The sequence below is a fragment of the Microbacterium marmarense genome, from assembly GCF_037204165.1.
Classification (GTDB): domain Bacteria; phylum Actinomycetota; class Actinomycetes; order Actinomycetales; family Microbacteriaceae; genus Microbacterium; species Microbacterium marmarense.
The window spans coordinates 665714-691426 of sequence record NZ_JBBDGL010000001.1; the positions used below are offsets into that span (position 1 = coordinate 665714).

Sequence of the window (25713 nt, forward strand, 5' to 3'; positions counted from 1 at the left end):
TGGTAACGTCAACATGGCACCTGTTGGGCGTGGAAGGCGGAGGATGCAGTGCAAAAACGAGTCTCGATGGCTGATGTCGCACAGCACGCGGGCGTTTCTGGCCAGACAGTCTCGCGAGTGGTCAACAACAGCCCGCGGGTTGATCCCGCGACACGCGCTCGGGTCGAACGAGCCATGGCAACGCTGGGCTACCGACCGCATCGTGCAGCACGTGCCTTGCGCACCGGGCGCACGCACACCATCGGGCTCGTCGTGTCGACGCTGGCTACGGTCGGAAACTCGCGAATGCTGCAGGCGGTTGCCGACGCGGCGGCATCACGGGGGTTTGCCCTTACCGTGGTCACGCTCGGTGGCAGCGATGATGTTTCGGCTGCGTTTGAGCGGCTTGTCGAGCAGGGAGTCGATGGCGCGATCGTCTTGAACGAGGCAACTGCCGCGGCGCGCGGCGCGCGAATCCCGCCAGGACTGCACCTGGTCGTGGTCGATTCGCTACCCGATGATCGATTTGTGGGCGTGCAGACCGATCATGCGGGCGGAGCGCGAGCTGCGGTCGAGCATCTGCTGCAGCTCGGCCATGAGGAGGTGTGGCACGTGGCGGGGCCACGCGGTTCATTTGCAGCCGAGCAGCGCGAGAGCGCCTGGCGCGATGTGCTCGTGTCTGCTGGTGCGACGGTGCCTAACGTCTTGCGCGGTGACTGGTCGGCGGCATCGGGCGCTGCGGCCGGCGTAGAGCTGGCCAAGGCGGGAGCGACGGCGGTCTTCTGCGCCAACGACCAGATGGCATTGGGAGTGCTGCGCGCGCTTGCTGAAGCAGGCCGTGAGGTGCCCGACGACGTCGCAGTTGTGGGTTTCGACGATGTCGCCGATGCCGCCCAGTATCGCCCGCCGCTCACGACGGTGCGTCAGAACTTCGATGTGCTCGGCGAGCGAGCCGTCGCGATGCTGGTTCACTCCATCGACGGCACGGGGCATACTCGCGAGGAGCATGACCGCGAGGAACATGATCGCGACGAGCATGATCGCGCGGGGCGTGTGGCTACGACGCTGGTCGTGCGGCAGAGCACCCGCGTCGGACGCTAAAGCTCGCGGCGAGCAGCCCAGCGGGCGGCTCGCGCGATCAGCGTGCGCAACTCGGGTGACTCGTATGCGCCCGCATCGTGGCCGAGCGCCGAGACTGCCGCGCGGGTTGGATTCTCCTTCGTCCACACGAGCGGATGAGCCACGCCATCGAGCGAGTGCTCGAGCAACACATCAACGGGGCTCGTGAGCACCAGCCCCGAATACATCTCGTCGTGAAGGGTGAAATCGCGGGCATCGGCCGTGATCGGATGGTCGGTGTCGACGACGCGCACGGCCGAATGGGCGATGGGCGGATGCCACGACACGCCTGGCTCCCATGAACCACCGATTGCCTCAGACCACGCGGGGTAGTCGCGAAGTGACGAGATCGACGTATGTGTCGCCAGAACTCCGATGCCGCGTTGCAACGCTTCGGTCAGGCCTGCGGAAGCCGCCTCGATTGTGGCGGCAGGCACCGGCGCGAGGCCCTCGGGGACGTTTCGGGAAGGGTCACCCGCGTTGACCACCAAGAGGTCGACACCCTGCAACTCGGCAAGCGCGATATCGGGGTCAGCAACTGCCGCAACTTGCCAGCCGTCGGCTTCGAGAATGCTGGCCAGCGCTGCCGATGTTTCGTCGAACGGATGCCACGGGTCGCCGTAGCGACCGGTTCCGGTAGCGATCACGGCGAGGGGCGGGTTTTCTCTGTCAGCATCCATCGCTACTATTGTGCACCGGATAACGCTTTCCTGCGCGTCCCCACCAAGACCGAGGAGAATGTCTGCATGGCACACACCGTCGTGATCGCTCCCGATTCGTTCAAGGGCACGCTTGCTGCCGCCGACGCCGCAGTTGCAATTGGACGTGGATGGCACGCCGTGTCACCTCACGACGTTGTGCACCTGATGCCGATGGCAGATGGCGGCGAAGGTACTTTGGCGGCATTCGAAGCCGCCGTACCTGGAGCACGCCGAATGCCGGTGTCGGTGACTGGCCCTGAGAACACGGTTGTGGCCGCATCGTGGCTCTTGCTGCCGGCATCGGTCGAGGCCCCCCGGGGAACAGGCGTCGTCGAGCTCGCGTCGACAAGCGGCATAGAGCTGTTGGGTACTCCGTCTAGATTGCGCCCCCTCGACGCGCATACGCGTGGGTTCGGCGAGGCTATTGCAGCCGCTCTTGCTCACGGCGTTTCACGGTTGGTGTTGGGCATCGGATCGAGCGCCTCGACCGACGGTGGGGCGGGAATGCTCTCGGCTCTCGGCGCGCGACTGTTGAGCGCTCACGGTGACAACGTCGCAGACGGCGGCCGCGGACTGGCTGATGTCGCAACGGTGGATCTCACCGGCCTGGCGGCGCTGCCGCCCGGCGGAGTTCACGTGCTGAGTGATGTCACCAATCCGCTTCTCGGCGCGGGCGGTGCCGCAGCCGTGTTCGGTCCACAGAAGGGCGCGAGCGTTGACCAGACTGCTGAGCTGGACGCGGCACTCGCGCGTTTTGCCTCACTCGTCAATGCTGCCGACGTCGGCGGCGAGCAAGGCAGGCCGAAAAGCGGCGTAGAGCTTGCCGCGATGCCGGGCGCGGGCGCGGCCGGGGGCACCGGGTTTGGCCTTCTGGTGTGGGGCGCCCGTCTCGCGCCCGGCTCTGATGCGGTCGCTGAACTCATCGGATTGCGTGAGGCCGTCGCTTCGTCGACCGTCGTCATCACGGGCGAGGGTTCGTTTGACGGCCAATCCGCCGCGGGTAAGGTTCCCGCGCACGTATCGACGATTACTGCTGGCGAAGCGGTTCCGGTCGCCCTTGTCGCTGGACGCATCACCGTCGACGCTGATACCTCCGCGTTCGCGTCTTCGGTTTCGCTCACGGAGCTTGCCGGTTCTGCTGAGGCAGCTATGCGCGACCCGGCGCGCTGGCTGATTGAAGCGGGCGCTACGCTCGCGCGTCGCCTTGCCTAGTGCTCTCGGCCCGACGGGGTGGCGCTAGCGGGCGGTGCGTTCGGGGGTGCTGCCTCGCACGATGACTTCAAGCTCGATCGGTGCGGCTGAAGCATCCCACTCTTCATCGACGACCGCATGCAGCAGGCGATACCCGAGCTCTTCGAGGGGAACGCGCACGGTCGTGAGCCCTGGGCGGATGTCTCGTCCGGTGGCGATGTCATCGAAACCGGCAACGGCGATGTCGGTGCCGACGGAGCGACCGGCATCGCGGATCGCTGACATCGCGCCGATTGCGACGACGTCGCTGATGCCGAAGATCAAGGTGCCTTCGGCGACACCGCCCGCGAGCAGTGCGGCGGCGGCGTTGTAACCCGCATCTCGCGTGAAGCCGCCGCGAACAATGGTGCGGATGGTGCCGCTGCCGTTCGCAGTAAAGCCTTCGGCGAAGCCGGCGATGCGGTCGTCGGAGGTGCGGATGCCTTCGGCGGCACCGATGATGATCGCCTCACGGTAGCCGCGTTCTGCCAGGGCAACACCCAGCGCTGCGGTGCCAGCGCGGTTGTCGAGCGGCACCGAGCGCACGTCTGCGGATGAGCGGCCGAGGGCCACGACGCGCCCACCACCCGCTGCGAAGGCGTCGAGCTCAGCGCTCAGGCCGGCAGCATCGGTCTTGTCGGTGCGGGATGCGGCGAGAATGAGGCCGCGAGGACGTTGCCCGCGCAGGGCACGCACGAGTTTCACCTCTCGCTGGGCATCTCGCTCAGTGATCGCAATCGTGACCACGAGTCCCGCCTCGTCGGCGCCACGCGCTACTCCCGAGGCAATCTGACCGAAGTAGGGGTCGGCGATATCAGCGACAAGCAGCGCGACGATCGCGGCAGTGCCCCGCGCGGTGGCTTGCGCCGAGAGATTGGCGCTGTAACCGAGCTTCGCCGCGGCGGATTCGACTCGCTCACGATAGCTTTCCGCAACCTTGCGCTCCGAACCGTTGAGCACCCGAGATGCCGTGGCCAGCGACACGCCAGCTTCGCGAGCTACATCGTTCAGGGTGGCAGCGCTTCGCGCCGGCGGGTTCATGTCGCTCACAGGGCTGAGTCTAGGCGTTTGTGCTCGGCTTCACCGTTTGGTTAGCAAGCGTTTTCCTGCTTCAGGCGTGCGATTGTTCGGTGCTGATAGGCGTCAGGTGTGGCGACACAGCCGCGGCGAACGCGGCGGCAGTGCGCTGCACGGCGATCAGCGGATCGGTGTGCCAGATCTCTTTGTTGAAGATCTCAACTTCGATGTCGCGGTGGTAGCCGGTTGCGATGACGGCGCGTGTGAGCGACTCGAAGTCGATCACACCGTCGCCCGGATAATGCCGACTGAGTAACACGTCCGCGGGAAGCGGAGTGTTCCAGTCGCAGACTTGGTATGTCGCGATGCGGCCTTCGCTGCCGGCACGCGCAATCGAGTCGAGCACGTCGGGATCCCAGAAGATGTGGAAGGTGTCGACGGCGGCGCCGACTGTCGCGGGGTCGAAGTCGCTTGCGATGTCGAGTGCCTGGCCGAGGGTGGAGATGACGCAGCGGTCGCTGGCGAACATAGGATGCAGCGGCTCGATAGCCAGCGTCACCCCAGCGGCCGACGCATGTGGGGCGAGCTCGCCGATTGCATCGCGCACACGTTCGCGCGCTCCGACGATGTCACGCGAGCCATCAGGCAGTCCTCCGGCGACCAGCACGAGGACCGCCGTTGACCCGTCTGCTCCCGCCGCGGCCAGCGTGGCTGCTTCTTCGATCGCAACAAGGTTGTCGGCGATCGATGCGCGGCGCTGCGGGCTCTCGGGCATGGTGAAGAAGCCGGATCGGCAATGCGTGGTGAACCGAAGCCCCGAGTCGGTGAGCATCGACGCGGCCGTGGCGAGGCCCACTTCTTGCACAGGTTCGCGCCACAGGCCGATCGCTTCGACTCCCGCCTGTGCCGTCACGCTCAACGCGGTTTTGAGATCTGCGTACTTGATCGTCGCCTGGTTGATTGACAGACGCGGGTCGATCACGAGAGCACTCCCGACACATCGATTCCATTGATGCGCAGCATTCCGTGCCAACGAATCGTGGCGAGCTCAGGCCGTTCGAGAGCGTTCGACGCATTCGCAAGCTCGATGATTCGAGACAGATGCGGCAAGCTTCTTGCGGAATGCAAGCCGCCGACCATTTGGAATGCCGGCTGGTGGCCGTTCAGCCAGGACATGAAGGCAACGCCGGTCTTGTAGTAGAACGTTGGCGCGGCAAAGATCTGGCGGCTGAGTTCTTCGGTCGGACCGAGAATCTCGAGGTAGCGTGCAGGATCGCCGGCGTCGAGCGCCTGGATCGCAGCCGATGCCGAGGTCGTCAGCGCGGCGAAGGCGCCCAGAAGAGCATCAGAGTGCTGACGCGCAGCGTTGGTGTCACGCGGTGGCTGAGTCGCACCGGGAACGTCTTGACCGCCGATGAGTCCGACATAGTTGAAGTCGTCACCGGTGAACATGCGCACGCCATCGGGCAAGCGCTCGCGCACCGAAACCTCCGAGGCCGCGTCGAGCAAGCTCATCTTCACGCCCGAGATCTTGGCGACGTTCTCATTGATGATCTCAAGCAGAACGTCGGCTGCGGTGCGCCAATCAGCTGAGCCGAAGTATCCTTCGAGCGTCGGATCGAAAGCGGTGCCCAGCCAGTGCAACACAACGGGCGCTGTCGCCGACTGCAGTACCTCACGATAAACGCGACGGTAGTCGTCGGCTGATTGTGCCGCGCGAGCCAGATGGCGTGATGCCATGAGCACAGGACCGGCGCCCTGCTCTTCGGCGAAATGCAGTTGTGACTTGTAGGCATCTATCACCTCGTCGATCGAGATGTGCTCGTCGTCAACGTGGTCGGTGTTCACGCCGACCACGACCGAGCCACCCTCCTCGCGTGCGACCTGTGCTGAACGTGAAATGAGCTCGCGCGTTGCCGCAGCATCCAATCCCATATTCCGCTGCGCGGTGTCCATCGCATCGGCCACTCCTAGCCCCCACGCGTAGGCGTGGCGACGAAATGCGAGTGTCGCGTCCCAGTCCACATCGGCGGGCTGTCCCGGGGTGTTGTCGGCGGAAGTCTTCGGCACCACGTGGGCTGCGGCGTAGGCGACGCGGCTGCGCAGAGCGCCTTGAGGTTTGGTGTAGTCGGGCGCTTCAGCGAGGGCGACCGTAGAGACGGTGCCCGCGTGTGAGAGGAGGGTGAGGCTTGTCATGGATCGCCGATCAGTCGAGGTTGAGCTCGGCCAGCTCGACCTTGCGGCCCGCGCGACTCGATTGCAGGCCGGCCTCCGCGAGCATCACGCCGCGGGCGCCCGCGAGGAGGTCGAACTCGTACGCCGTGCCCTCGACGTACGAGGTGAGAAACTCTTCCCACTGCTGGCGGAAGCCGTTCTGGAACACGTCGTTGGTGGGAACCTCCGCCCAGTCGTCGTCGTAGTTGTGGCTGTCGGCCAGGTCGGGGTTCCATACCGGCTTGGGTGTGGCGTTGCGGTGCTGGATCTTCGCTCCGAACAGGCCGACAACCGCCGAACCGTGGGTGCCGTCGACGTGAAACTCGACGAGTTCGTCACGGTTCACGCGCACGGTCCAAGACGAATTGATCTGAGCCACCGCCCCGCCCGCCAGTTCGAAAATGCCGTACGCAGCATCTTCAGCGGTAGCCGTGTAGGGCTCGTCGTTCTCATCCCATCTCGTGGGGATATGAGTGGAAGCCTGCGCATAGACGGTCTCGACTTTGCCGAACAGGTTCTCGAGCACGTAGTTCCAGTGCGGAAACATATCGACGATGATGCCGCCGCCGTCTTCAGCGCGGTAGTTCCAGCTGGGACGCTGCGCAGGCTGCCAGTCACCTTCGAAAACCCAGTATCCGAATTCGCCGCGCACCGAGAGGATGCGGCCGAAGAAGCCGGAGTCGATGAGGCGCTTGAGCTTCTGCAGACCCGGGAGGTAGAGCTTGTCGTGCACGACGCCGGTCTTGACTCCGGCTTCGCGTGCCAACTGCGCCAGCTCGAGCGATTCCTCGACCGACTCTGCCGTGGGCTTCTCGGTGTAAATGGTCTTGCCCGCCGCGATTGCCTTGCGCAGCGCGGTGGCCCGAGCTTTGGTCACGAGGAAGTCGGCGTAGATCTCCCAGCGGGGGTCGGCGAGGGCAGCATCGAGATCAGTGGTGTAGTCCTCGATGTCGTGCTTGGCCGCCAGCTCGGCGAGCTTGGCTTCGCTGCGGCCTACGAGAATCGGCTTCACTGTGACCTTCGAGCCGTCGGGCATCTCGATGCCGCCCTGGTCGCGAATCGCAAGGATCGACCGCACCAGGTGCTGGCGGTATCCCATGCGGCCAGACACGCCGTTCATGATGATGCCGATCTCGCGTACCTGCGGGCGAGCGGTGGGTGCTGAGGCGACAGTCGTATCGGTCACGCCGGTCCTGCTTTCTTCTCGGAGCCATCACGCAGATGGATGGGTAAACGCTTTCCCATAGTAAAGCACGAGATCGGATGCTTCGCAAGCGCTTTCCCGCTCGCGATGCGCATCCACAGTTTCTGGGCCCGCCGTTGCTGCTGGGGGACAGCAACGGCGGACTGACGGGCGAAATGCGGGAGTCCAGCAGTCACGCGTCAAAGAGGTGTTCCGGCCGGCGGCTCCATTTGGATGCAGAGTGCCTCAAAAAGAATCGAGATTCAAAAACTTTCTGTTGCCTGCATCCAGATCGGCTTCTTGCAGAGAAACAACTGAGCAACGGCGCAATGATCGCGTCGACATCTACGAGGAGGAAATAATGCGTAAGACAGCAGCAGGTATCGCAGTCGGCCTTGTCGCCGCGCTCGGCCTCGCCCTACCGGCGTCCGCCATCTCTGAGACCACCGCAGATCTTTCGGTACTGCATGGAATCCCGGACACCCCGGTCGATGTATATGTGAACGGCGAGCTGACGCTCGACGATTTCCAGCCCGGTGATCTCGCGGGGCCCCTTGATCTTCCTGCCGGAGACTACGAGGTTGCGCTGACGGCGACCGACGCGGCTGACGACAGTTCGCCCGTTCTCGGTCCCGTGACTCTCACCCTTGAGGCGAACATGAGCTACACCGCTGTGGCCTATCTGAGCGAAGACGGCGAACCGTCGGTGACAGCGTTCGAAAATGACCTGTCAGCAACCGCTGCTGGCGAAGGCCGACTCACGGTACGTCATGTCGCTGCTGCACCGGCAGTCGACATTCTTGCCGGTGACACCGCAGTGATCACCGGACTAACGAACCCGAACGAATCGTCGCTTGATCTTGCCGCGGGCACCGTGTCAGCTGCCGTCGCACTGGAAGGAACCACCGACCCGGTCATCGGCCCGGCAGACGTCGCAGTAGACGAAGGGGCGCTTACCGTCGTGTATGCCTGGGGCAGTGCTGAAGCTGGCAACCTGGACCTTGCTGTTCAGACGATTGATGGACTGCACTCCAGCCCAGACGGTGTGCCGTCGGGATCGGCTGGCTACCTCGCGCAGCGTGATGCTCAGCAGTCGGGACTTTTGATCGCGGGCGGCTTGGCACTCGTTTCGGCCTTGGCTGTCTCGGCGCTGATGGTCGCACGTCGCCAGAAGGCAAGCGACCGCGCATGATCTTTGACATACCGCGAGAGCGACCCATCGCGCACCGAAGCTGGCTCGCCGTTTCGGCGATGGCGCTCGCTCTCGCGGTATGTCTCAGTGCGTGCACAGCGCCAGCCTCCGAAGCTGAGCAGCCAGTTCCAGAACCGACTCAGACGGTCACGGTCGCCCCTACCGCCGTTGTGGACGTACCTGTGACATCAAGCAAACCCGCCGCAATCGCCGAGGTTGTCGCGCCGGTCACAGTCAGCATCGACCAAATTGGTGTGAACATGCCTATCGTGCCTGTGGGAGTGGACGCCAGCTCGCAGATGGAGCTTCCAGAAGATCCCGCAGTGGCAGGGTGGTACAGATTCGGGCCGGATGCTGACTCTGACTCCGGAAACATGGTGCTCTCAGCACACGTGGACTCCCCGCAGTTTCCTATCGGGCCGCTCGCGGGGCTTCGTGACGTCAGCAAAGGGGAGAGCGTCGTGATCACAGATGACAGCGGGGGAGTCACCGAATACGTCTTCACGTCGGTCACGTACTATCCAAAGACGGAGCTTCCTGTCGACGAGATATTTGCTCGTGAGGGCGAACCGGCGCTAGTGATCATCACGTGCGGCGGTCCATTCGACTCTTCGACCGGACGCTACCGCGACAATGTTGTTGCTGTCGCGGTGCCGGCGTGATGTAGAGCGAAGTAGATCGACATGGAACAACCGAGCGAAGAAAGCGCCCTCGCATCGAGGTTCGGCGCGGGAGATGAACGCGCCCTCGAAGAGGTGTACCGACGCTGGTCACCGGTGGTCTTCACCCTCGCGCTGCGATCGCTGGGCGATCGTGGCGACGCCGAAGATGTCACACAACGCACTTTTGTATCGGCATGGACGTCTCGAGAATCGTTTGATGAGCGCAAGGCCAAACTGTCGACTTGGCTTGTAGTGATCGCTCGTCGTCGGATCGCTGATGCCCATGAGTCACGGGCACGAGTGAAAACAGTGCAACAAGAAGTTATGCGAATCACTCGACCAGACGACCTCGTGGGCGAACCCCCAGACTTGGCGGAGTCGATTCTTGTGGCGAACGAGATCGATCAACTCGAACCCGATGCGCAACAGGTTGTGCGCTTGGCCTTCTTCGATGATCTGACGCACGCGCAGATCGCGCAGCGGCTCGATATGCCGTTGGGAACTGTCAAGAGCCACATCCGAAGAAGCTTGAACCGAATGCGCGAACGATTGGAGGTCACGAATGTCGCATCTTGACCCAGAACAACTTGCTTTGCTCGCACTAGGCGAGCCTGCGGCTTCAGTGACCGACTGTGGTCATTTGTCAGCGTGTGAGCCGTGCCGCACTGAGCTCAATGAACTATCACGCGCAGTTGGGGTAGCGCGTGCGACAGTCGCAGACGAAAAGCTCGAGGCTCCACCCGCCCGAGTCTGGAGCGCAATCGCGGACGAACTCGGCCTGAAAACAACCGATGGCTCCGTTGCATCAGAGATGAGCGCTGCCGCCGAGACCCTCCAGACGAGCCCGCCTGAGCCCGAGAGCGCACCCGGCGACGAAGCACAGCCGCCTGCCCGCAGACGCTCGCTCCGGGCGACAGCTTGGGCTCTAGCGGCGTCCCTCGTGGTGATCGGCGGTATCGGTATCGGTGCGCTCGCGGTCTCCACGAGCACGCCTACCTCAATTGCCCAGGCAGTTCTTGAGCCATTTCCCGATCATCCAGACGCCACCGGAGTGGCCGATGTTGAGCAAGACCGCGACGGTGTCAGACGATTGGTCGTGAGCGTGGGAGATGAAGTCGCGCCCGACACCTACCGTGAGGTGTGGTTGATCAGAAACGATGCCGGAGCGCTCGTGAGTTTGGGAGTGCTCGAAGGTGAGTCCGGATCGTTCGTCATTCCTGACGGGCTCGACCTGGTCGAGTACAGCCTCGTCGATGTGTCGGTGGAACCGCTTGACGGCGACCCCGCGCACTCGGGCGACTCGATCGTGCGCGGAGAGCTGTTGCGCGCGTGACACAGCTCCGCTCGGCGCCGAGATGACGTCACGCAGCATTCCCACCGACCTTGTGCGTCAGCCTCGCGCTTTGGGAGGTGTCGAGCCGGACTGCTGCGCGCTCGCTCTCTAGGTTCCCAGCAGAGTGATGTGGCGGTACTGAGCTGTGGCGGTACTGAGTTGTGACGGTACTGAGCTGTGACGTGAGTGGGCCGCGACGTGAGTGGGCCGCGACGTGAGTGGGCGTGAGCGCGAAGACGAACCACAATGGCAACCGGTTGACAAAACCTGCCGGCGTCACTGAAGATAGAGACCATGCCGACGTTGCCAGATCTCGCTGACGGGTACCTCATGCCTGCCGATGCCCAGGTTCGAAGCATCGCGATTGATCTCTACGAATCGGTCGCTGACCTTCCCATCCTGTCTCCACATGGCCATGTTTCGCCGAGGATGATCAGCGACGATGTTCCGTTTTCAGACCCGACGGATCTGTTGATCACTCACGATCACTATGTGACGCGTGTGTTGCATTCAGCTGGCCACGAGCTATCTTCGCTCGGCCTGGGCGGCGGTTCGCAGGTCGCTCCGCGCGATGTGTGGCGTCTGTTCGCAGCGAATTGGCACCGTTATGCCGGAACAGCGAGCGGCTACTGGCTGACTCGCGAATTGGAGACGTTGTTTGGTATTACCGAAGAGCTCAGCCTGCACAATGCGGATGAGCTCTACGACCGAATTGCAGCGGAACTGTGGACTCCGGGGTTTCGCCCAAGAGCCTTGTTCGAGCGCTTCCGCATTGAGGTGCTGGCCACTACCGACGATCCGCTTGACGACCTCAGTGAGCATCGCGCGTTGGCGGCAGACCCCACGTTCTCTGGGCGAGTGCTGCCCACCTTCCGTCCGGATGCCTACCTCGATCCCGACACCCCGGAGTTCGGCGTGCGCATCGAGCAGCTGCTCAGCGCCACTGCTCAGCGCACCACCTTCGACGGCTACCTGTGTGCGCTCGCGGAGCGGCGTGCGCACTTCGTCGAGAACGGCGCAGTATCGGCGGACCACGGCGTGTACGAACCATTCACTGCAGACCTGGACCGTTCAGCGGCAGAACGCCTGTTCTCCGGTGCGGTGCGGGGCCAGCTCGATCCGGATGAGGCGCGACTGTTCCGCGGTCACATGCTGATGCAGATGGCCGGCATGAGCGTCGAAGACGGATTGGTGATGACTCTTCATCCCGGTGTGCGTCGCAACCATCATTCTGAAACCCTCCAGCGTTTTGGGCCCGACATGGGGCACGACATCCCCGTGCGCACGGAGTACGTCGAAAACCTCCGCCCCCTGTTGCAGAAATACGGCGTCGCCCCCGGGTTTCACCTTGTCTTGTTCACCATCGACGAGACAACCTACTCACGTGAAATCGCGCCATTGGCTGGCTTCTACCCGAGCGTCTACATAGGCGCGCCGTGGTGGTTCCTTGACGCGCCGGACGCCATCCTTCGCTGGCGTTCCTCCGTGACCGAGACTGCCGGCTTCTATCGATCCAGTGGGTTCATCGACGACACCAGGGCATTCTGCTCAATACCTGCACGTCATGACACCTCGCGCCGTCTCGACGCCGCGTTCCTTGCGCGCCTTGTTCACGAGGGACGGGTATCGCTGCCGATGGCTCGCCGCATCGCGGAAGATCTTGTCGACACCATCCCGCGCGAGGTGTTCAAGCTGTGAGCACTAGCCTGCTGTCACGGTCAGCACTCGGCGAGGATGGCTCTCGCGTGTCTACACCGCCCATCCGAATCGTCCATCTTGGCCTCGGCGCATTCCACCGTGCGCATCAAGCCTTCTATACCGCTCGCGCAGTCGATGCCCATGAATGGGGTATCGCTGCGTTTACCGGGCGGAGTCGCCGACTTGCTGATGCGCTGAGCGCGCAGGGAGGCGTGTACACCCTCATCGAAAGAGCTGCAGACGGTGACAGGTCCCAGCTGATCGGTAGCATTGTCGAGACCAACGATGGTGCGTGTGTCGAGAGACTCATCGAACTGCTCAGCGATCCGGACGTTGCGATCGTCACACTCACGATCACCGAAGCCGGGTACCGGCTCAGCGCGGACGGAAGCGTCGATCTTCGCGATGCGGTCGTGCGGAAGGACCTTGACGAGCTTCGTGAAGCATGGGGCGGGCGCGGCCTGTTCACCTGTGAACCACAGGCGGCGCTCACGCGGCTGTTGCTGGGACTGGAAGCGCGACGGCGCGCAGGAGCTGGGCCGATCGCCGTCGTGTCATGCGACAATCTGCCCGACAACGGCCATGTGACGGCGCGCGCGCTCGACATGCTGGCGACCCTGGTCGATGCGGACTTGGCACGATGGATCGGCGAGCGAGTGTCCTTCGTTACGACCTCGGTCGATCGCATCACCCCGAGCTTCGAAGGAACCCACACGGCGACGATCGCCGGACGGGAGTGGATCGATGCGGTGCCGGTCGTCACCGAGCCGTTCAGTGACTGGGTGCTTGCCGGCGATTTTCCCGCGGGAAGACCGCAGTGGGAAACCGCGGGTGCCCGATTCGTCGACGCGATCGAACCTTGGGAGATTCGCAAGCTCTGGCTGCTCAATGGCGCGCATTCCATCCTGGCGTACCGCGGCATGTTGGCAGGCTGCGCCACAGTGGTCGAAGCCATTGCCGAGCCGTCCTGTAGGCATGCCGTCGACGCTTTCTGGCGAGAAGCGGCGGATCTGATGCCGGAAGCGGTCGAAACGGTCGACTACCGGGCAGAGCTGATCGCACGATTCGAGAACTCGCGAATCGTGCACGAGCTCCAGCAGATCGCCGCACATGGCAACGTGAAGGCGCGCGTCAGATTCGCCGCCGTCGCAGAGCGATCGCTTGCGCGCGGCAGCAACGCCGATGCGAGTCTGTTTGCGATCAGTTCGTGGATCGCCTGGCTTCTTGCGGGGCACGCTGCCCCGAAGTCGCAATCCGAGGGTGTTGCGGCAGCAGTAGCCGCCGAAGACCCGGTGCGCGCCTTGGTTTCGCTGCTGTCCGCGACGCTTGTCCACGACTCAGAAGCGATGCAACGCATCCGGATGGGGTGCGAGAACCTTGCGACACAAGCATTCGAGCACGCCCAGTAAGCAATCGGTTGTCAACACCGTGAAATGCGCCGGCTCAAAGGAGAATCCATGATCATCGACAAAGCAGAAGTCATCGTCACGAGTCCTGACCGCAACTTCGTCACGCTTCGGCTGACGACAGACGATGGACTAGTCGGGCTAGGTGACGCGACACTGAACGGTCGGGAACTGGCCGTCGTCGCGTACCTGACGGAGCACGTAGTCCCCCTGCTGATCGGATCTGACGCGGCTCGCATCGAAGATACCTGGCAGTTTCTCTACCGCAGCGCCTATTGGCGCCGAGGGCCTGTCACGATGGCGGCCAGCGCTGCCGTCGACATGGCTTTGTGGGACATCAAGGGCAAAGCGGCGGGTATGCCGGTGTACCAACTTCTCGGTGGCGCCAGTCGAACTGGACTGCTGGCCTATGGGCATGCGTCAGGAAAAACGAACTCCGAGCTCTTCGACTCGGTCCGTATGCATCTCGAGCACGGCTATCGGGCGATGCGAATCCAAACGGGCGTGCCCGGGTTGAAGGCGATCTACGGGATCGCGTCGCAGGCGCAAGGTATGGCGGACGCCGAAACGCGCTATGACCACGAGCCGGCTCGTCGGGGCAACAAGCCGACCGAGGAGGACTGGGACACTCGTGCGTATCTCACGCATCTTCCGGGCGTCTTCGAAGCAGTGCGGAACGAATTCGGTCCTGATCTGCCGCTGCTCCATGACGGGCATCATCGGATGACACCGATTCAGGCGGCAAAGCTCGGAAAGGCTCTCGAGCCGTACGATCTTTTCTGGCTGGAAGACTGCACGCCCGCTGAGAATCAAGAAGCGCTGCGACTTGTGCGGCAGCACACCACAACCCCGCTGGCCATCGGCGAGATTTTCAATACGGTATGGGATTTCAAAGACCTCATCCGCGATCAGCTGATCGACTATGTCAGAGGCGCGGTAACCCACATGGGTGGGATCACGCCGCTGAAGAAGACGCTGGAATACGCGGCCCAGTACCAGATCAAATCCGGGATGCATGGTCCCACCGACATTTCGCCCGTCGGCATGGCCGCCGCCATGCATTTGGGGCTGGCGATCCACAACTTCGGCATCCAGGAGTACATGCCGCATGGCGATCGCACCAACCGGGTGTTCGAACAGACATTTACGTGGGAGGGCGGCTATCTGCATCCTGGAAATGAACCGGGACTCGGGGTCAGCCTCAACGTCGATGAAGCGGGCAAATACCCGTACGAGCAGGCATACCTTCCGTACAACCGCCTCGCCGATGGAACCGTGCATGACTGGTGATGCGCTGGAGCACTCGCCGGTCGTCGTGGTGATGGGGATCTCAGCAGCGGGAAAATCTGCGGTTGGGGCCGAGCTCGCACGTGAACTCGACGTCGATTTCGTCGATGGAGACGATCTGCATCCCGCGGTGAACATTGCACGCATGTCAGCTGGGCAGGCGCTGACGGACGATGACCGCGGGCCTTGGCTCAACGCCGTCGGCGCAAGACTCGCCGAGGCGGAAGGTGGCACGGGCGTGGTAGTTGCCTGCTCGGCCTTGCGCCGGAGGTATCGGAATCGGCTGCGGGCTGCGGCGCCTTCGGCTGTGTTCGTGCACCTCTCGGGTAGCCCGGCGCTCCTCGCGGCAAGGGCCGCGGCGCGCAGCGATCATTTCATGCCCCCCACACTTCTCTCGTCGCAGATTGCGGCGCTCGAAGCCCTCGAAGCGGACGAAGCCGGAGTCACAATCGATGTCTCGGGCACCGTCGACGACATCGTTTTCGCCGCGGCCGATTGGCTGCGGATGTGCGGCACAACCACAGAATTGAACCCTGTCGGAACGAAAGGTGGCGAGCGATGAGCGCCGAATGGACGCTGTCAGGTTTTGGAGACGAGATCGATCCTGATCCTGTCGTGCAGTTGGCGGTGATGGAGGCCATCGGGGCATCGCATATCGAAGTACGAAGCGCGTGGGGCATCAACGTCGTCGATCTTGATGAAGATGCGGTCGAGCGGCTCGCGTCACTGCTGAGCCAGCGAGCCTTCGGCGTCTCGGCGGTGGCCTCACCAATTGGGAAGGTGGACGTCTCGCTACCAGTCGACCACGAGGTGGGACGGCTGGAGCGCGTCATCAAAGTCGCGCATGCCCTGAACACGCGGAACATCCGCGTCTTCTCCTTCTACCGTGCGGGTCACCGGTCGGCCGCCGACGTGCGCGACGACGTGATGACGAGAATGCGGGCGCTCGCGGATCTCGCTGAGCGAGAGGGCGTGATGCTGCTGCATGAGAACGAGAAAGGCATCTACGGTGACACCCCTGAGCGCGTGCTCGACCTCGTAGAGACGGTGGGCTCGCCGTCGTTGCGTCTGGCTTGGGACAACGCCAACTTCGTGCAGGTCGGCTGCCGTCCGTTCACGGAGGGCTGGTCCATGCTCAACGGCTACGTAGACTACTTGCAAGTGAAGGACGCGATCGCTGCGAGCGGTGAGATCGTGCCTGCAGGTGAAGGCGACGGCGAACTCGCAGAGACGCTCACCGCCCTGCGTGATGGCGGGTACACGGGGTTCGCGTCGTTGGAACCACATCTCGCTTCGGCGCACGAACTCGGCGGATTCTCTGGTCCGCGAGCGTTCGGCGATGCTGCCCGAGCGTTCAGGGGGCTGGCTGGAGAGTTGGGGATCGATCTTCGATGAGTCCCGTACGACGCATAGCGGTCGTGGGATGCGGCGACATCTCGACTGTGCACCTGGATGTCATCGCAGCTTCTGAGAGTGTTGAGCTGGTCGCGGTCTGTGACACCGATGTCGAGCGTCGCGTCAGAGCAGAGGCAGCCACTGGGGTTTCGGGGTACGCCGACCACCGCACGATGCTGCACGAGGCGCACCCCGACATCGTTCACGTGTGTACACCTCACAACGAACACGCTCCCGTCGCTATCGATTTTCTCGAGGCGGGTGTGCACGTGCTTCTCGAGAAGCCGCTCGCGGAATCCGGCGAAGCGATGGATCGCCTTCTGGCCGCTGCCGATCGATCGACGGCCCGGTTGGCCGTCTGCTACCAGAATCGCTACAACCCCGCAGTGCGCAGGATGCACGAACTGATCGCATCGGGTGAGGCGGGCACAGTGTCGGGCGCGAACGCGACCGTGATGTGGAGCCGAACGCCGGAATACTATGCCAGCCGTCCGTGGCGAGGGCGATGGCTGAGTGGCGGGGGCGGGTTGCTGATGAACCAAGCGATCCACACGATAGATCTGTTGCTGTGGATGTTGGGCGATGCCGTATCGGTCGTCGGCAGCGCAAGCACGCGAATGCTGGGCGACTACATCGACGTCGAAGACACGGCGGACATGGTCATCACGCATGCCGGAGGCGCTCAGAGCGTATTCTTCGCGACATTGGCGAATGGCGCCAATGACCCGGTGACCATCAACGTCACGACGGATCAAGCGACGCTGCGGCTCGCTGGTGAACTAACGGTGGTGTGGAACGACGGCCGGACAGAACGCGTCTTCGAAGATCCGGCAACAGGCGCTCGCTCGTACTGGGGGCTGTCGCACAAGTACCTGATCGAGGACTTCTACGACAGCCTGGACGGCGCGGAACAGTTCTGGATCGACGGCCCCACCGCGCGCAAGAGCGTCGACCTGATTCAGTCCGTCTATCGTCAAGCCGGTTTGCCCGCTTAGCGAGCAGCCATTCATCCGTCACTTACAGCTGGAAAGGACGCCGCTCATGAGCAGCACCGTCAGACTTGGAATCATCGGCTACGGCACCCAGGGCTCGATGTACGCCCGACTCATCGCGGAGGGAAAGGTGCCGAGCTTGTCGCTGTGCGCCGTCGCGGACGCTGACTCCTCGAAGAGGGATCGCGTTCGGTCGGAGCATCCCGACGTCGAGGTCTTCGATGACCACATCACGATGCTCGAGAGCGGCGAGATTGACGCGGTCGTCACATGTGTGCCGCACTATCTGCATCCCGAACACGCAATGGCGGCGCTAGCGCGCGGGGTTCATACGCTCGTAGAGAAGCCCGCGGGCGTTTACACGCAGCAGGTCGACGAGATGAATGCGTTCGCCGCGCAGCATCCTGAGTTGACCTTCGGCATCATGTTCAACCAACGTAACAACCCGTTGTATCAGCATCTGAAGCAGGTTATCGACCGTGGCGAGATCGGACGGATCTTGCGCACGAACTGGATCATCACTACCTGGTGGCGGCCACAGGCTTACTACGAGTCCAGCGCATGGCGAGCGACATGGGGTGGTGAAGGTGGTGGTGTCCTCGTGAATCAGGCGCCGCACCAGCTAGACCTCTGGCAGTGGCTGTGCGGTGCGCCGAAGAAAGTGTTCGCGAAGGCGTCATACGGCTTCCAGCGTGACATCGCTGTCGAGGACGAGGTGACGGCTCTCGTGGACTTCGGTCAAGGCACGACTGGGACGTTCACCACCTCAACGCACGACCTTCTGGGCACCGACCGCCTGGAGATCGTGGGGGAAAAGGGGAAGATCGTCGTCGACAACAGCAGGGTGGCTACCATCACACGCTATGAGCGGACTGAGCAGGACATCAGCGCGAGCATCGACGCGGCGTCGGTGGCACGCGTGTTCTCGGGCGAGCTGGATCCGGCCGGCTTCTACACGAGCGAGACGATCGATTTCACCTCGAAGTGGGGCGAGCAGCACGCGGGCGTTCTGGAGAACTTTGCCCGCAACATCATTGACGATACACCGTTGATCGCACCGGGATCGGACGGAATTCTCGGAGTACGACTTGCAAACGCGATTCACCTGTCGAGCTGGCTAGGCGAAGAAGTCGAAATGGACTTCGACCAGACCCGCTACCTCGAGGAGCTGAACCGTCGCATCACCGAAGAGAACCAGTTCGCGCCACGTTCCACGTCCAGCGTCGATCGATGACGCGGATCATCATCGACATTCCGACAAGGAGAATTACATGATCACCATTGGTGTTCAGGCCATGATGCTCAAAGAGCTAATCGCCGAAGACGGCGTGTTCACAACACTTCAAAAGCTGCGCAGCATAGGTTATCGCTCCATCGAAGTGAGCCAGATTCCGATGACTTCGCTCACTGTGGCTGAGCTCGCGCGCTCGATAGATGAGCTGGACATAAAGGTCACCGCGGTGTCGTGCCTGCTGAGTGCGCCTGAGGGATCGCCCTTCGACTCCCTGGCGGGCGACTTCGACAAGATTGTCGCCGATGCGAAGTCGTTGGACGCCAAGCATGTGAGGATCGGAATCCTCACATACGAAGCGCTGAGCTCGCTTGAGGCGCTGCACGACTTCTGCGCGACGATCGAGGGGTATGGTGCTCGCTTGGCGGAGCAGGGACTGACGTTGTCGTACCATAACCACCACGTCGACTTCATGCGCTTCGGGTCGGATTACGTGCTCGATATCATCTCCGAGCGGTGTCCGTCGGTGTCACTCGAGCTCGACGTGCATTGGGTGCATCGCGGAGGACTCGATCCCGTTCGCACACTCGCGCATTACGCAGATCGCGTTTCACTCGTGCACCTCAAGGACTATCGCATTGGTCGCGTGCCCGCCGAGGCATTCGACCGCTACCGCGCCGGCGAAGCCACTGCGGTGCACGACACGTTCAAGGACCTCGTGCAGTTCGCCGAGATTGGCGAGGGCTCCCTCGACTTTCCCGCGATCATCGCCGAGGCAGAACGCATCGGTGTGAAGCACGCGTTCGTTGAGCAGGACCAGCGCTACGGTCGCACACCGCTCGAGGCGCTGACGACCTCCTATGAGAATCTGACATCCCTCGGCTTCGCGAACCGCTTCTGACATGGCTGATTCGCGGCGGACGCGATGGGCGATACTCGGACCAGGCCGGATCAGTCATGACTTCGCCCAGTCGTTGACGCGATCTGCTCACGGCAGCTTGCAGGCCGTGGGCAGTTCGAGTCCGCTACGGGCGCGAGAGTTCTCCGACACCTACGGCGCTCCGGGCAGCGGTACCTACCGAGAGGTCATCGACCGGGACGATGTGGATGCGGTATACATCGGCACGGTGCATACCACTCACGCAGAGTTGGCCATCGCCGCACTGAACGCAGGAAAACCTGTGTTGTGTGAGAAACCGGCCAGCATCGACGGCGCCGGCGCAGCGGAGGTGATCGCGACAGCGCGCCGTGTGGAATTGCCTTTCCTGGAGGCATACAAGTATCGGTTTGGACCGCTGGCGCAGGAGTTACGGCGCATCGTGTCGTCGGGCGAGATCGGCCTACCGCTGTCGCTTTCGGCGCCGTACGGCTTTGCGGCCAGGGATCGATCGTCTCGGCTGTTCTCAGCTGCGGTCGGCGGTGGGGCGATCCTCGACGTCGGATGCTATCCGGTGTCAATGGCGGTCGGTATCGCTCACTGGGCGGGGAAAGCCGGCATGGTCGCGGAAGCCTCGCTGTCATCCACGGGCGCGGAGATGAAGGCGCGGATCGATGAGTCCGCCGAGGCCGAGGTGCGTATCGGGTCGCTCACCGCGCAGGTCGAGACGTCGATCGTGCGAGCACTGCCTACTCGGCTGGTGATCCGTGGCACTGAGGGGTGGTTCGAGTCCGACCAGATGTGGGGGAGTCGGTCTGCGAGTGGCACGACGGCGGTTGTTCATCGGGAGGGGAGGCAGAGCCGGCCCATATCTGTGTCTAGCGTTGATCCGCTCGCGGCAGAGGCCGATGCAGTGTCGCGTGCCATCGCCGATGGGCGCTCGGAGCTACCCGAAGTGACGTGGGGCGAGACTGTTGCCATCGCACAGCTTCTGGATGACTGGCGACGCCAGGTCAGCGAACCAGCGGAGTCGTCCCAGTAATCCTGGTGCTGAGGGCGCACTGTGCAGTCGCTCCCATTGATGCGTCGAGTGAGACGACGATCGGAAGCGCTTCGAACCCTGGAACGAGGTTGAAGACGCGATCTGATTCTGTGCCTGTCTCAGCAATTCGCAGAGACGTCGTGGCTTCGATCACCAAGACGCCGGTGGGCTTCGTGACCTCAATCCTCTGCGGGGTTACGTGCCGAACAATCTCGTCTGAGCGCGAAACAATCGGAAGGATCAGCTCGATCGGGTCGGAAACGAAATCGCCAGCCTCGTAGGACGCCGAGATGATGGCGCTGTCGGCCTCAAGGGTATACCGCAGGTTCACTCCGACGCCAAGTTCTCCGAGCGCCTGATGATCTTCGTCTTCGAGCGTAGCGTCGACGTTGAAGACGATCACGTTGCCATCGTCGCTGACGTTCACCTGAGCGTCGAGATCGTGAATGTTGGTGAACCGACGCCCCTCCCAAACAGTCTCGATTCGTGGCGTCAGCGGAAAATCGGGGGTGATACTCGCTTGCTGGTTGCGGGGTTCCACACGAATGTATCTGGCCATGCTGCCAGAGAGGACCGTTCCTAAACGGTCGTGGTGGAGAACGGACAACGAACCTCCGGTCGCCTGCAGGATGTGATCCGGGTCGCTTCCCGTGCGGTAGAGGGAGTCGTACGCCGACACCGTGGCTCGCCACGGGCCGCGAGATGCAAGCCACACGGCGACTTCGGGAAAGTGCTGCACGTCATGCGCGATTGCGCGCGGAAGCGGTGCCGCAGGATCGAAGCGGGGGAGGCGTGCCTGATTGTCCTGAAGGAACGCGAATGCTTTCGCGTGCGCGAAGGTGTGATGGATGCACGGCTCAACGCCACGGGCTGCGTTGTGCGGACCGCCGTGCAGCAAGCCATTTGCGGTCGCCGCCGCGAGAAGTTCGGCGTTCCGCAGGGCGGCCGCTCCGAAGGCAGGATTGCGATCCGCCATCATTGCGTAGGCAGGCTGGCAGCCATCCGTGGTGCGACTGCCCCAGTACGTCCACTTGAACTGTCGGGTGCCCCAACTGTTGTCCCATCCGCCATCGGGGAGCATGAACGCAAGATGGCTTTCCATCGACCGTTGCGCGAGCGACAGCAGCTGCTCGTCGTTCCGTTCGAGTGCGTAAAGCACGACGCCGTTCAACGACTCCTCGACGTTGTAGCCGAGGTCGACGGCGCGCAGTCCGCACGCGCTCACGCCTCTTGTCGGCTTTCCCTCGCCAAAGAGCAACGAATGAGGCTCCGTGAAGTACTCGGGTATGTGTCGCGCGAGCTGCTCGCTGCGCTCGATGTACTTGTGCTCGCCCAGTACCCGCCCGATGAGGTTGAAGCCGTAGACCGCAGACAACCCGTAGTTGACGTTGGTGAAGTCCAGACTCACGAAGTCACGCCACAGGTACCCGTCGGCAGCCTGACGCAGTCGCGCGTGCCACTGCGTGCGTTGCGTTGCCGAGAGCAGGTCGGAGTGATGGTGCAGCGCCTCGGCGAGAACGATAGCGCCAAAGATCGTTGTGCCGAGCCAAGAAGTCGGGTCGAGGTCGTTCGACCAGGCGCCGTCTTCGGTCGTGATTGTGTTTGACCACTCAACAAGTCTGACCGCGGCATCGAGGTAAGAACGGTTGCCAGTGGCCTTCGCGCGATGCATCAGTGGGTACGCAGCCTCCCAACAGCGTCCATGAATCATGTCGCACGCCGGGCACATCAATGCGCCGTGCCGAGCAGGAACATCGGGATCCCAGATTTGATGGCGCAACAATGCATCGCACCAGTCAGCGAGGACCTCTTGGGTGAGTTCCGTCAACTCCATGCGTTTTCCGATCCGTCGGGTTGGGTCGAGGTGGGTCGCGTGCTAGTCCGCTTCGATGGTCGGCTCCCAAGGTCCGCCACGGACCACAAGCGTCGATGCTTCAGGGTTAATCCCCAGGGCGGCCAGTGCGTGAAGTGCTTCTGGGCTCGGACGTTTCCCGAGTTGCAATGGCACGTTGGAGCTCGCGTCGTCGAAATCAAGTTCGTGCAGGTCTTCGAAGTGCTCGCGAGCGAGCGCTCGCATCGTGCTGAGCGTGGCGCGCCTACGGGGGCTGTAGGCGGCGTTGAGCGTCTCTCGGGGATCGCGCTTTCTGTCGATCAGATACTCCCCGCGGTCAAACGCCGACCAAATGTACTTCCACTCATCGGTGATGACCGCGTAAAGACCCAACGCTCCGTCCTGGAACTGGCCGAACACTGTTCGGTCAGCAGCTGTATCCAGCAGGCTTGTTCCATCGCGAGGTTCTCCCTCGGCACCTGCGAGCTCAAGCAGAGTCGGACGTACGTCGACCAGGCTCACCGGCTCGTCGCGTATGGACGGCTCGAACCCCGGGCCACTGGCGATGAGCGGGATCTTCGCCGCCGCATCCAGGAAAGATCGCTTGCCGTAGCTTCCATAATCCCCCAGGAATTCGCCGTGATCGGCGGTCACCAGGACGACAGTGTTCTCGCGCTGACCTGATGCGTCAAGCGCCGCGATGATTCGGGCGACCTGTGAATCGAGGTAGCTGACCGACGCGAAGTAGTACGCCTTGCGCAGTTGCTCAAGACGCCGATCGACTCCACCATCCCGATACTTGTAACGATTCTGCAACCGGTTGTATACCGTCATCAGCTCGGGGCTTCCCGGCGGGACGAAGGGGTCGGGCATCACCGATGGTTCGAACCGTCGGTGCCAAGGGGACGGTGGCGCAAACGGCGGATGGGGTGCGATGAAGCTCGCCCACAATAGGTACGGCTGATCATCGCCTGCACTCTTCTCGAGGAATTCAATGCTCTTGTCCGCGACCCAGTGAGAGTGATGAAGCTCTTCGGGTACGGGGGATAGCTGGGGGACGTAGTACATCTCATCACGCAGCCCATGGGGATGCTCTACGAAGTCGAAACCCCTTTCGGACACGAACTTCATGTAGTCATCAGTATCGGCCGAGCCGAACTCCTCGCCGGTGTCGCGGGTCTGGAACCCGCGAAGGGCACCAGTGTCAGGGGTGAAGTGCATCTTGCCGACACCATGCGTTCTATAGCCTGCCCCACTCAGTTCGTCCATGAATGTGGATGCCGGCGAAGTGGGCATCTCGTTGTCGAAGCAGTCGCCATGCTGTGGCTCCAGGCCGGTGATGAACGATGAGCGTGCAGGCACGCATACGGGAGAGGGGGTATAGGCCGAGTCGAAGCGCGTACCCCTCGCCGCGAGCTCGTCAATCGCAGGCGTGGCAGTGATCGGATTGCCATAGCACCCAAGCGCGTCGGCTCGCAGCTGGTCGGCGAATACGATCACGATATTGGGGGAAGTTGGCATGTGTCCACCTTTCGCGAGGAGCCGTCCGGCGGCTTCGGTGCCACCGGGGTGCGTCAACGTCCAGTGTGGCACTCGCGGAGCGAGGTGACGTGATCGTTATGCCACTGGGGTTGACTCGTTTCAATGTTTGCATGACAATCGGTTGCACAACAACTTTTCGGAGTATGTTCGTGACCCGAGCGTCACAAGCGCAGTACAACCCGCGGCATGGCGCCGCGCACCTGAGGAGGCAACGATGAAGTTCCCTGTAAGAAAAACACTGGCGGCGAGCGTCGCCGTGGCGACTGCACTCGCGTTGGCGGGATGCGCGTCCAGCAGCGGTGAGGCAAACGAAGAAGCTGCATCGTCCGATCGTGCGGATTCAATCACCATCGCGACGGTGCTCGAAGTCAGCTCGTTCGATCCGGCACAGGCTCACTTCGCGCATCACCGGCAGTTCTTCCAGCCGGAGTACGACTCGCTCCTGCGGCAGGAGCCGGACGGCACGATCGTTCCGATGCTCGCCACCGACTGGTCGTACAACGACGACTCAACCGAGCTCACGCTCACGATCCGTGACGACGTCGACTTCACCGATGGCACCCGACTGGATGCCGAGGCCGTGAAGTTCAACCTCGATCGGTTGAAGGCAGGCAACGGCCCCGCAGCGTCGACGATGGGGTTGGTCAGCGAGATATCTGCACCCGACGAGACGACCGTCGTCATCACACTCAGCGAGCCGGATCCCGGCCTGCTTTTCAACCTCTCGGTCCAGGCCAGCTTCATCGGCAGCCCGACCGCGATCGAGGCCGGCAAGATCGACACCCAGCCGGTAGGCAGCGGTCCGTACATCATGGACGTCGATGCCTCGGTGCCGGGTTCGCAGTACACCTTCACAGCGAACGAAGACTATTGGGACCCGTCGCTGCAGCACTATGACGAACTCATCCTCAGTGTGATTCCCGATGCGACTGCGCGACTGAACGCGCTGCTCGCCGGTCAGATCGACGCAGGCCTGCTGACGCCGAAGGCGCAGCAGCAGGCGGTCCAGGGCGGTCTCGTTGACCACCTGTCAGAAGTCAACTTCGGTGGCATCATGCTGCTCGACCGTGACGGCACGGTGCTCGAGCCGCTCGGCGATGTTCGCGTGCGCCAAGCGATCAACTATGCGATCGACCGCGACGAGATGATTGCTCAGATCGAAGCTGGCCTCGGATCGGCCACCTCTCAGATCTTCCCTGAAAGCTCGCCGGCATTCGTTCCCGAGTACGAGGACTACTATGCCTACGACCCCGAGAAGGCGCGAGAGCTCATGGCCGAGGCCGGCTACGAGGACGGATTCGACTTCGAGATTCCCGCCGTGCTGGTGGACCCTGCTTTCGAAGCAGCGGTCAGCCAGTACCTCGGCGACATCGGAATCAATGTCACGTGGAACGAGCGTCCCGGCAGCGAGGGCATCACCGTCGTCTCGTCCGGTGACTATGTCGCTTCGGTGAAGCCCAACGCGCAGGGGCCGACCTGGATCATGGCCAACCAGCTGTTCACGCCTGACGCGGTGTACAACCCGTTCCACAACACTGACCCGCGTCTGGACGAGGCACTGGAAGCGATGCAGTTCGGTACCGAGGCTGAGTCAGAAGCCGCCCAGCAGGAGATGAACGCGGTGATGACGGAGGATGCATGGTTCGCACCCTTCTATCGGCCCTCTCTCGTGTACGTAACTGACAGCGGCACCGACGTCGAGACGCAGGTCTCGCAAGCAGTGCCGTCCATTTACTACTACACTCCCGCTAGCTAGCACCTCGCGCGTGGCGGGCGGTCAGC

23 protein-coding genes are annotated in these 25713 nt (G+C 62.8%); 16 read left to right on the forward strand and 7 right to left on the reverse strand.

All coding sequences use genetic code 11. The features are described from left to right. Nucleotides 1-66 precede the first annotated feature (66 nt). Entirely contained in the window at nucleotides 67-1080 is a 1014-nt protein-coding gene (locus WDU96_RS03015) for a LacI family DNA-binding transcriptional regulator (protein ID WP_337337004.1), read from the forward strand. Here WDU96_RS03015 and WDU96_RS03020 read toward each other — a convergent pair. Beyond that, nucleotides 1077-1778 (reverse strand): ThuA domain-containing protein, encoded by a 702-nt coding sequence (locus WDU96_RS03020; protein WP_337337005.1) that lies wholly within the window; start codon nucleotides 1776-1778, stop codon nucleotides 1077-1079. The two genes, WDU96_RS03015 and WDU96_RS03020, sit on opposite strands and share 4 nt — an antisense overlap. A gap of 66 nt (nucleotides 1779-1844) precedes the next feature. Between WDU96_RS03020 and WDU96_RS03025 the strand changes: the two genes are divergently transcribed. Further along, nucleotides 1845-3011: a glycerate kinase gene (locus WDU96_RS03025; RefSeq protein ID WP_337337006.1), complete on the forward strand. Its 1167-nt coding sequence runs from the start codon at nucleotides 1845-1847 to the stop codon at nucleotides 3009-3011. Nucleotides 3012-3035: 24 nt separating this feature from the next. Here the strand turns inward: WDU96_RS03025 and WDU96_RS03030 are convergent, their stop codons facing one another. The 4 genes from WDU96_RS03030 to WDU96_RS03045 form a co-directional block, all read right to left on the reverse strand. Further along, complete coding sequence (locus tag WDU96_RS03030; protein WP_337337640.1) at nucleotides 3036-4070, reverse strand: LacI family DNA-binding transcriptional regulator; 1035 nt, start codon at nucleotides 4068-4070, stop codon at nucleotides 3036-3038. 70 nt (nucleotides 4071-4140) lie between these two features. After that, nucleotides 4141-5028 (reverse strand): sugar phosphate isomerase/epimerase family protein, encoded by an 888-nt coding sequence (locus WDU96_RS03035; protein ID WP_337337007.1) that lies wholly within the window; start codon nucleotides 5026-5028, stop codon nucleotides 4141-4143. Then, nucleotides 5025-6242 (reverse strand): dihydrodipicolinate synthase family protein, encoded by a 1218-nt coding sequence (locus WDU96_RS03040; protein WP_337337008.1) that lies wholly within the window; start codon nucleotides 6240-6242, stop codon nucleotides 5025-5027. The genes WDU96_RS03035 and WDU96_RS03040 overlap by 4 nt, the downstream gene beginning before the upstream one ends. 10 nt (nucleotides 6243-6252) lie before the next feature. After that, complete coding sequence (locus tag WDU96_RS03045; RefSeq protein WP_337337009.1) at nucleotides 6253-7446, reverse strand: Gfo/Idh/MocA family protein; 1194 nt, start codon at nucleotides 7444-7446, stop codon at nucleotides 6253-6255. Between the two features lie 358 nt (nucleotides 7447-7804). On the opposite strand from WDU96_RS03045, the gene WDU96_RS03050 reads away from it, so the two are divergent. From WDU96_RS03050 to WDU96_RS03110, 13 genes are all read left to right on the forward strand, one after another. Continuing rightward, the gene (locus tag WDU96_RS03050) at nucleotides 7805-8635 is read left to right on the forward strand and encodes a DUF4397 domain-containing protein (protein WP_337337010.1); all 831 of its coding nucleotides are present in this window, start codon (nucleotides 7805-7807) and stop codon (nucleotides 8633-8635) included. Beyond that, nucleotides 8632-9297: a class F sortase gene (locus WDU96_RS03055; protein WP_337337011.1), complete on the forward strand. Its 666-nt coding sequence runs from the start codon at nucleotides 8632-8634 to the stop codon at nucleotides 9295-9297. The genes WDU96_RS03050 and WDU96_RS03055 overlap by 4 nt, the downstream gene beginning before the upstream one ends. 21 nt (nucleotides 9298-9318) lie before the next feature. Continuing rightward, complete coding sequence (locus WDU96_RS03060; RefSeq protein ID WP_337337012.1) at nucleotides 9319-9873, forward strand: RNA polymerase sigma factor; 555 nt, start codon at nucleotides 9319-9321, stop codon at nucleotides 9871-9873. Nucleotides 9874-10108: 235 nt separating this feature from the next. Next, entirely contained in the window at nucleotides 10109-10630 is a 522-nt protein-coding gene (locus tag WDU96_RS03065; protein WP_420063926.1) for an anti-sigma factor, read from the forward strand. Between the two features lie 294 nt (nucleotides 10631-10924). After that, nucleotides 10925-12328, forward strand: coding sequence for a glucuronate isomerase (uxaC, locus tag WDU96_RS03070; protein ID WP_337337014.1), 1404 nt, complete (start codon nucleotides 10925-10927; stop codon nucleotides 12326-12328). Between the two features lie 47 nt (nucleotides 12329-12375). Then, nucleotides 12376-13737, forward strand: coding sequence for a mannitol dehydrogenase family protein (locus WDU96_RS03075; RefSeq protein WP_337337015.1), 1362 nt, complete (start codon nucleotides 12376-12378; stop codon nucleotides 13735-13737). Between the two features lie 48 nt (nucleotides 13738-13785). Next, entirely contained in the window at nucleotides 13786-15024 is a 1239-nt protein-coding gene (gene manD, locus WDU96_RS03080) for a D-mannonate dehydratase ManD (RefSeq protein ID WP_337337016.1), read from the forward strand. Continuing rightward, entirely contained in the window at nucleotides 15014-15583 is a 570-nt protein-coding gene (locus WDU96_RS03085; protein ID WP_337337017.1) for a gluconokinase, read from the forward strand. Before manD ends, WDU96_RS03085 begins: the two co-directional genes overlap by 11 nt. Further along, nucleotides 15580-16416 carry a sugar phosphate isomerase/epimerase family protein gene (locus WDU96_RS03090; protein WP_337337018.1) on the forward strand — a complete coding sequence of 279 codons (837 nt, stop codon included), beginning with the start codon at nucleotides 15580-15582 and terminating at the stop codon, nucleotides 16414-16416. Before WDU96_RS03085 ends, WDU96_RS03090 begins: the two co-directional genes overlap by 4 nt. Next, the gene (locus WDU96_RS03095; protein WP_337337019.1) at nucleotides 16413-17411 is read left to right on the forward strand and encodes a Gfo/Idh/MocA family protein; all 999 of its coding nucleotides are present in this window, start codon (nucleotides 16413-16415) and stop codon (nucleotides 17409-17411) included. The genes WDU96_RS03090 and WDU96_RS03095 overlap by 4 nt, the downstream gene beginning before the upstream one ends. A 46-nt stretch (nucleotides 17412-17457) precedes the next feature. Further along, on the forward strand, nucleotides 17458-18642 hold the full coding sequence (locus WDU96_RS03100; protein ID WP_337337020.1) for a Gfo/Idh/MocA family protein: 1185 nt from the start codon (nucleotides 17458-17460) through the stop codon (nucleotides 18640-18642). Nucleotides 18643-18679: 37 nt separating this feature from the next. Next, nucleotides 18680-19540, forward strand: a complete 861-nt coding sequence (locus WDU96_RS03105; RefSeq protein ID WP_337337021.1) for a sugar phosphate isomerase/epimerase family protein — start codon at nucleotides 18680-18682, stop codon at nucleotides 19538-19540. 1 nt (nucleotide 19541) lies between these two features. Continuing rightward, nucleotides 19542-20558, forward strand: coding sequence for a Gfo/Idh/MocA family protein (locus WDU96_RS03110; RefSeq protein WP_337337022.1), 1017 nt, complete (start codon nucleotides 19542-19544; stop codon nucleotides 20556-20558). Here the strand turns inward: WDU96_RS03110 and WDU96_RS03115 are convergent. After that, entirely contained in the window at nucleotides 20530-22392 is a 1863-nt protein-coding gene (locus WDU96_RS03115; protein WP_337337023.1) for an ulvan lysase-like protein, read from the reverse strand. The two genes, WDU96_RS03110 and WDU96_RS03115, sit on opposite strands and share 29 nt — an antisense overlap. Nucleotides 22393-22434: 42 nt before the next feature. Then, nucleotides 22435-23910: a sulfatase family protein gene (locus WDU96_RS03120; RefSeq protein ID WP_337337024.1), complete on the reverse strand. Its 1476-nt coding sequence runs from the start codon at nucleotides 23908-23910 to the stop codon at nucleotides 22435-22437. A 235-nt stretch (nucleotides 23911-24145) separates the two neighbouring features. Between WDU96_RS03120 and WDU96_RS03125 the strand changes: the two genes are divergently transcribed. Beyond that, nucleotides 24146-25687, forward strand: a complete 1542-nt coding sequence (locus WDU96_RS03125; protein WP_337337025.1) for an ABC transporter substrate-binding protein — start codon at nucleotides 24146-24148, stop codon at nucleotides 25685-25687. The last annotated feature ends 26 nt before the right edge of the window (nucleotides 25688-25713 follow it).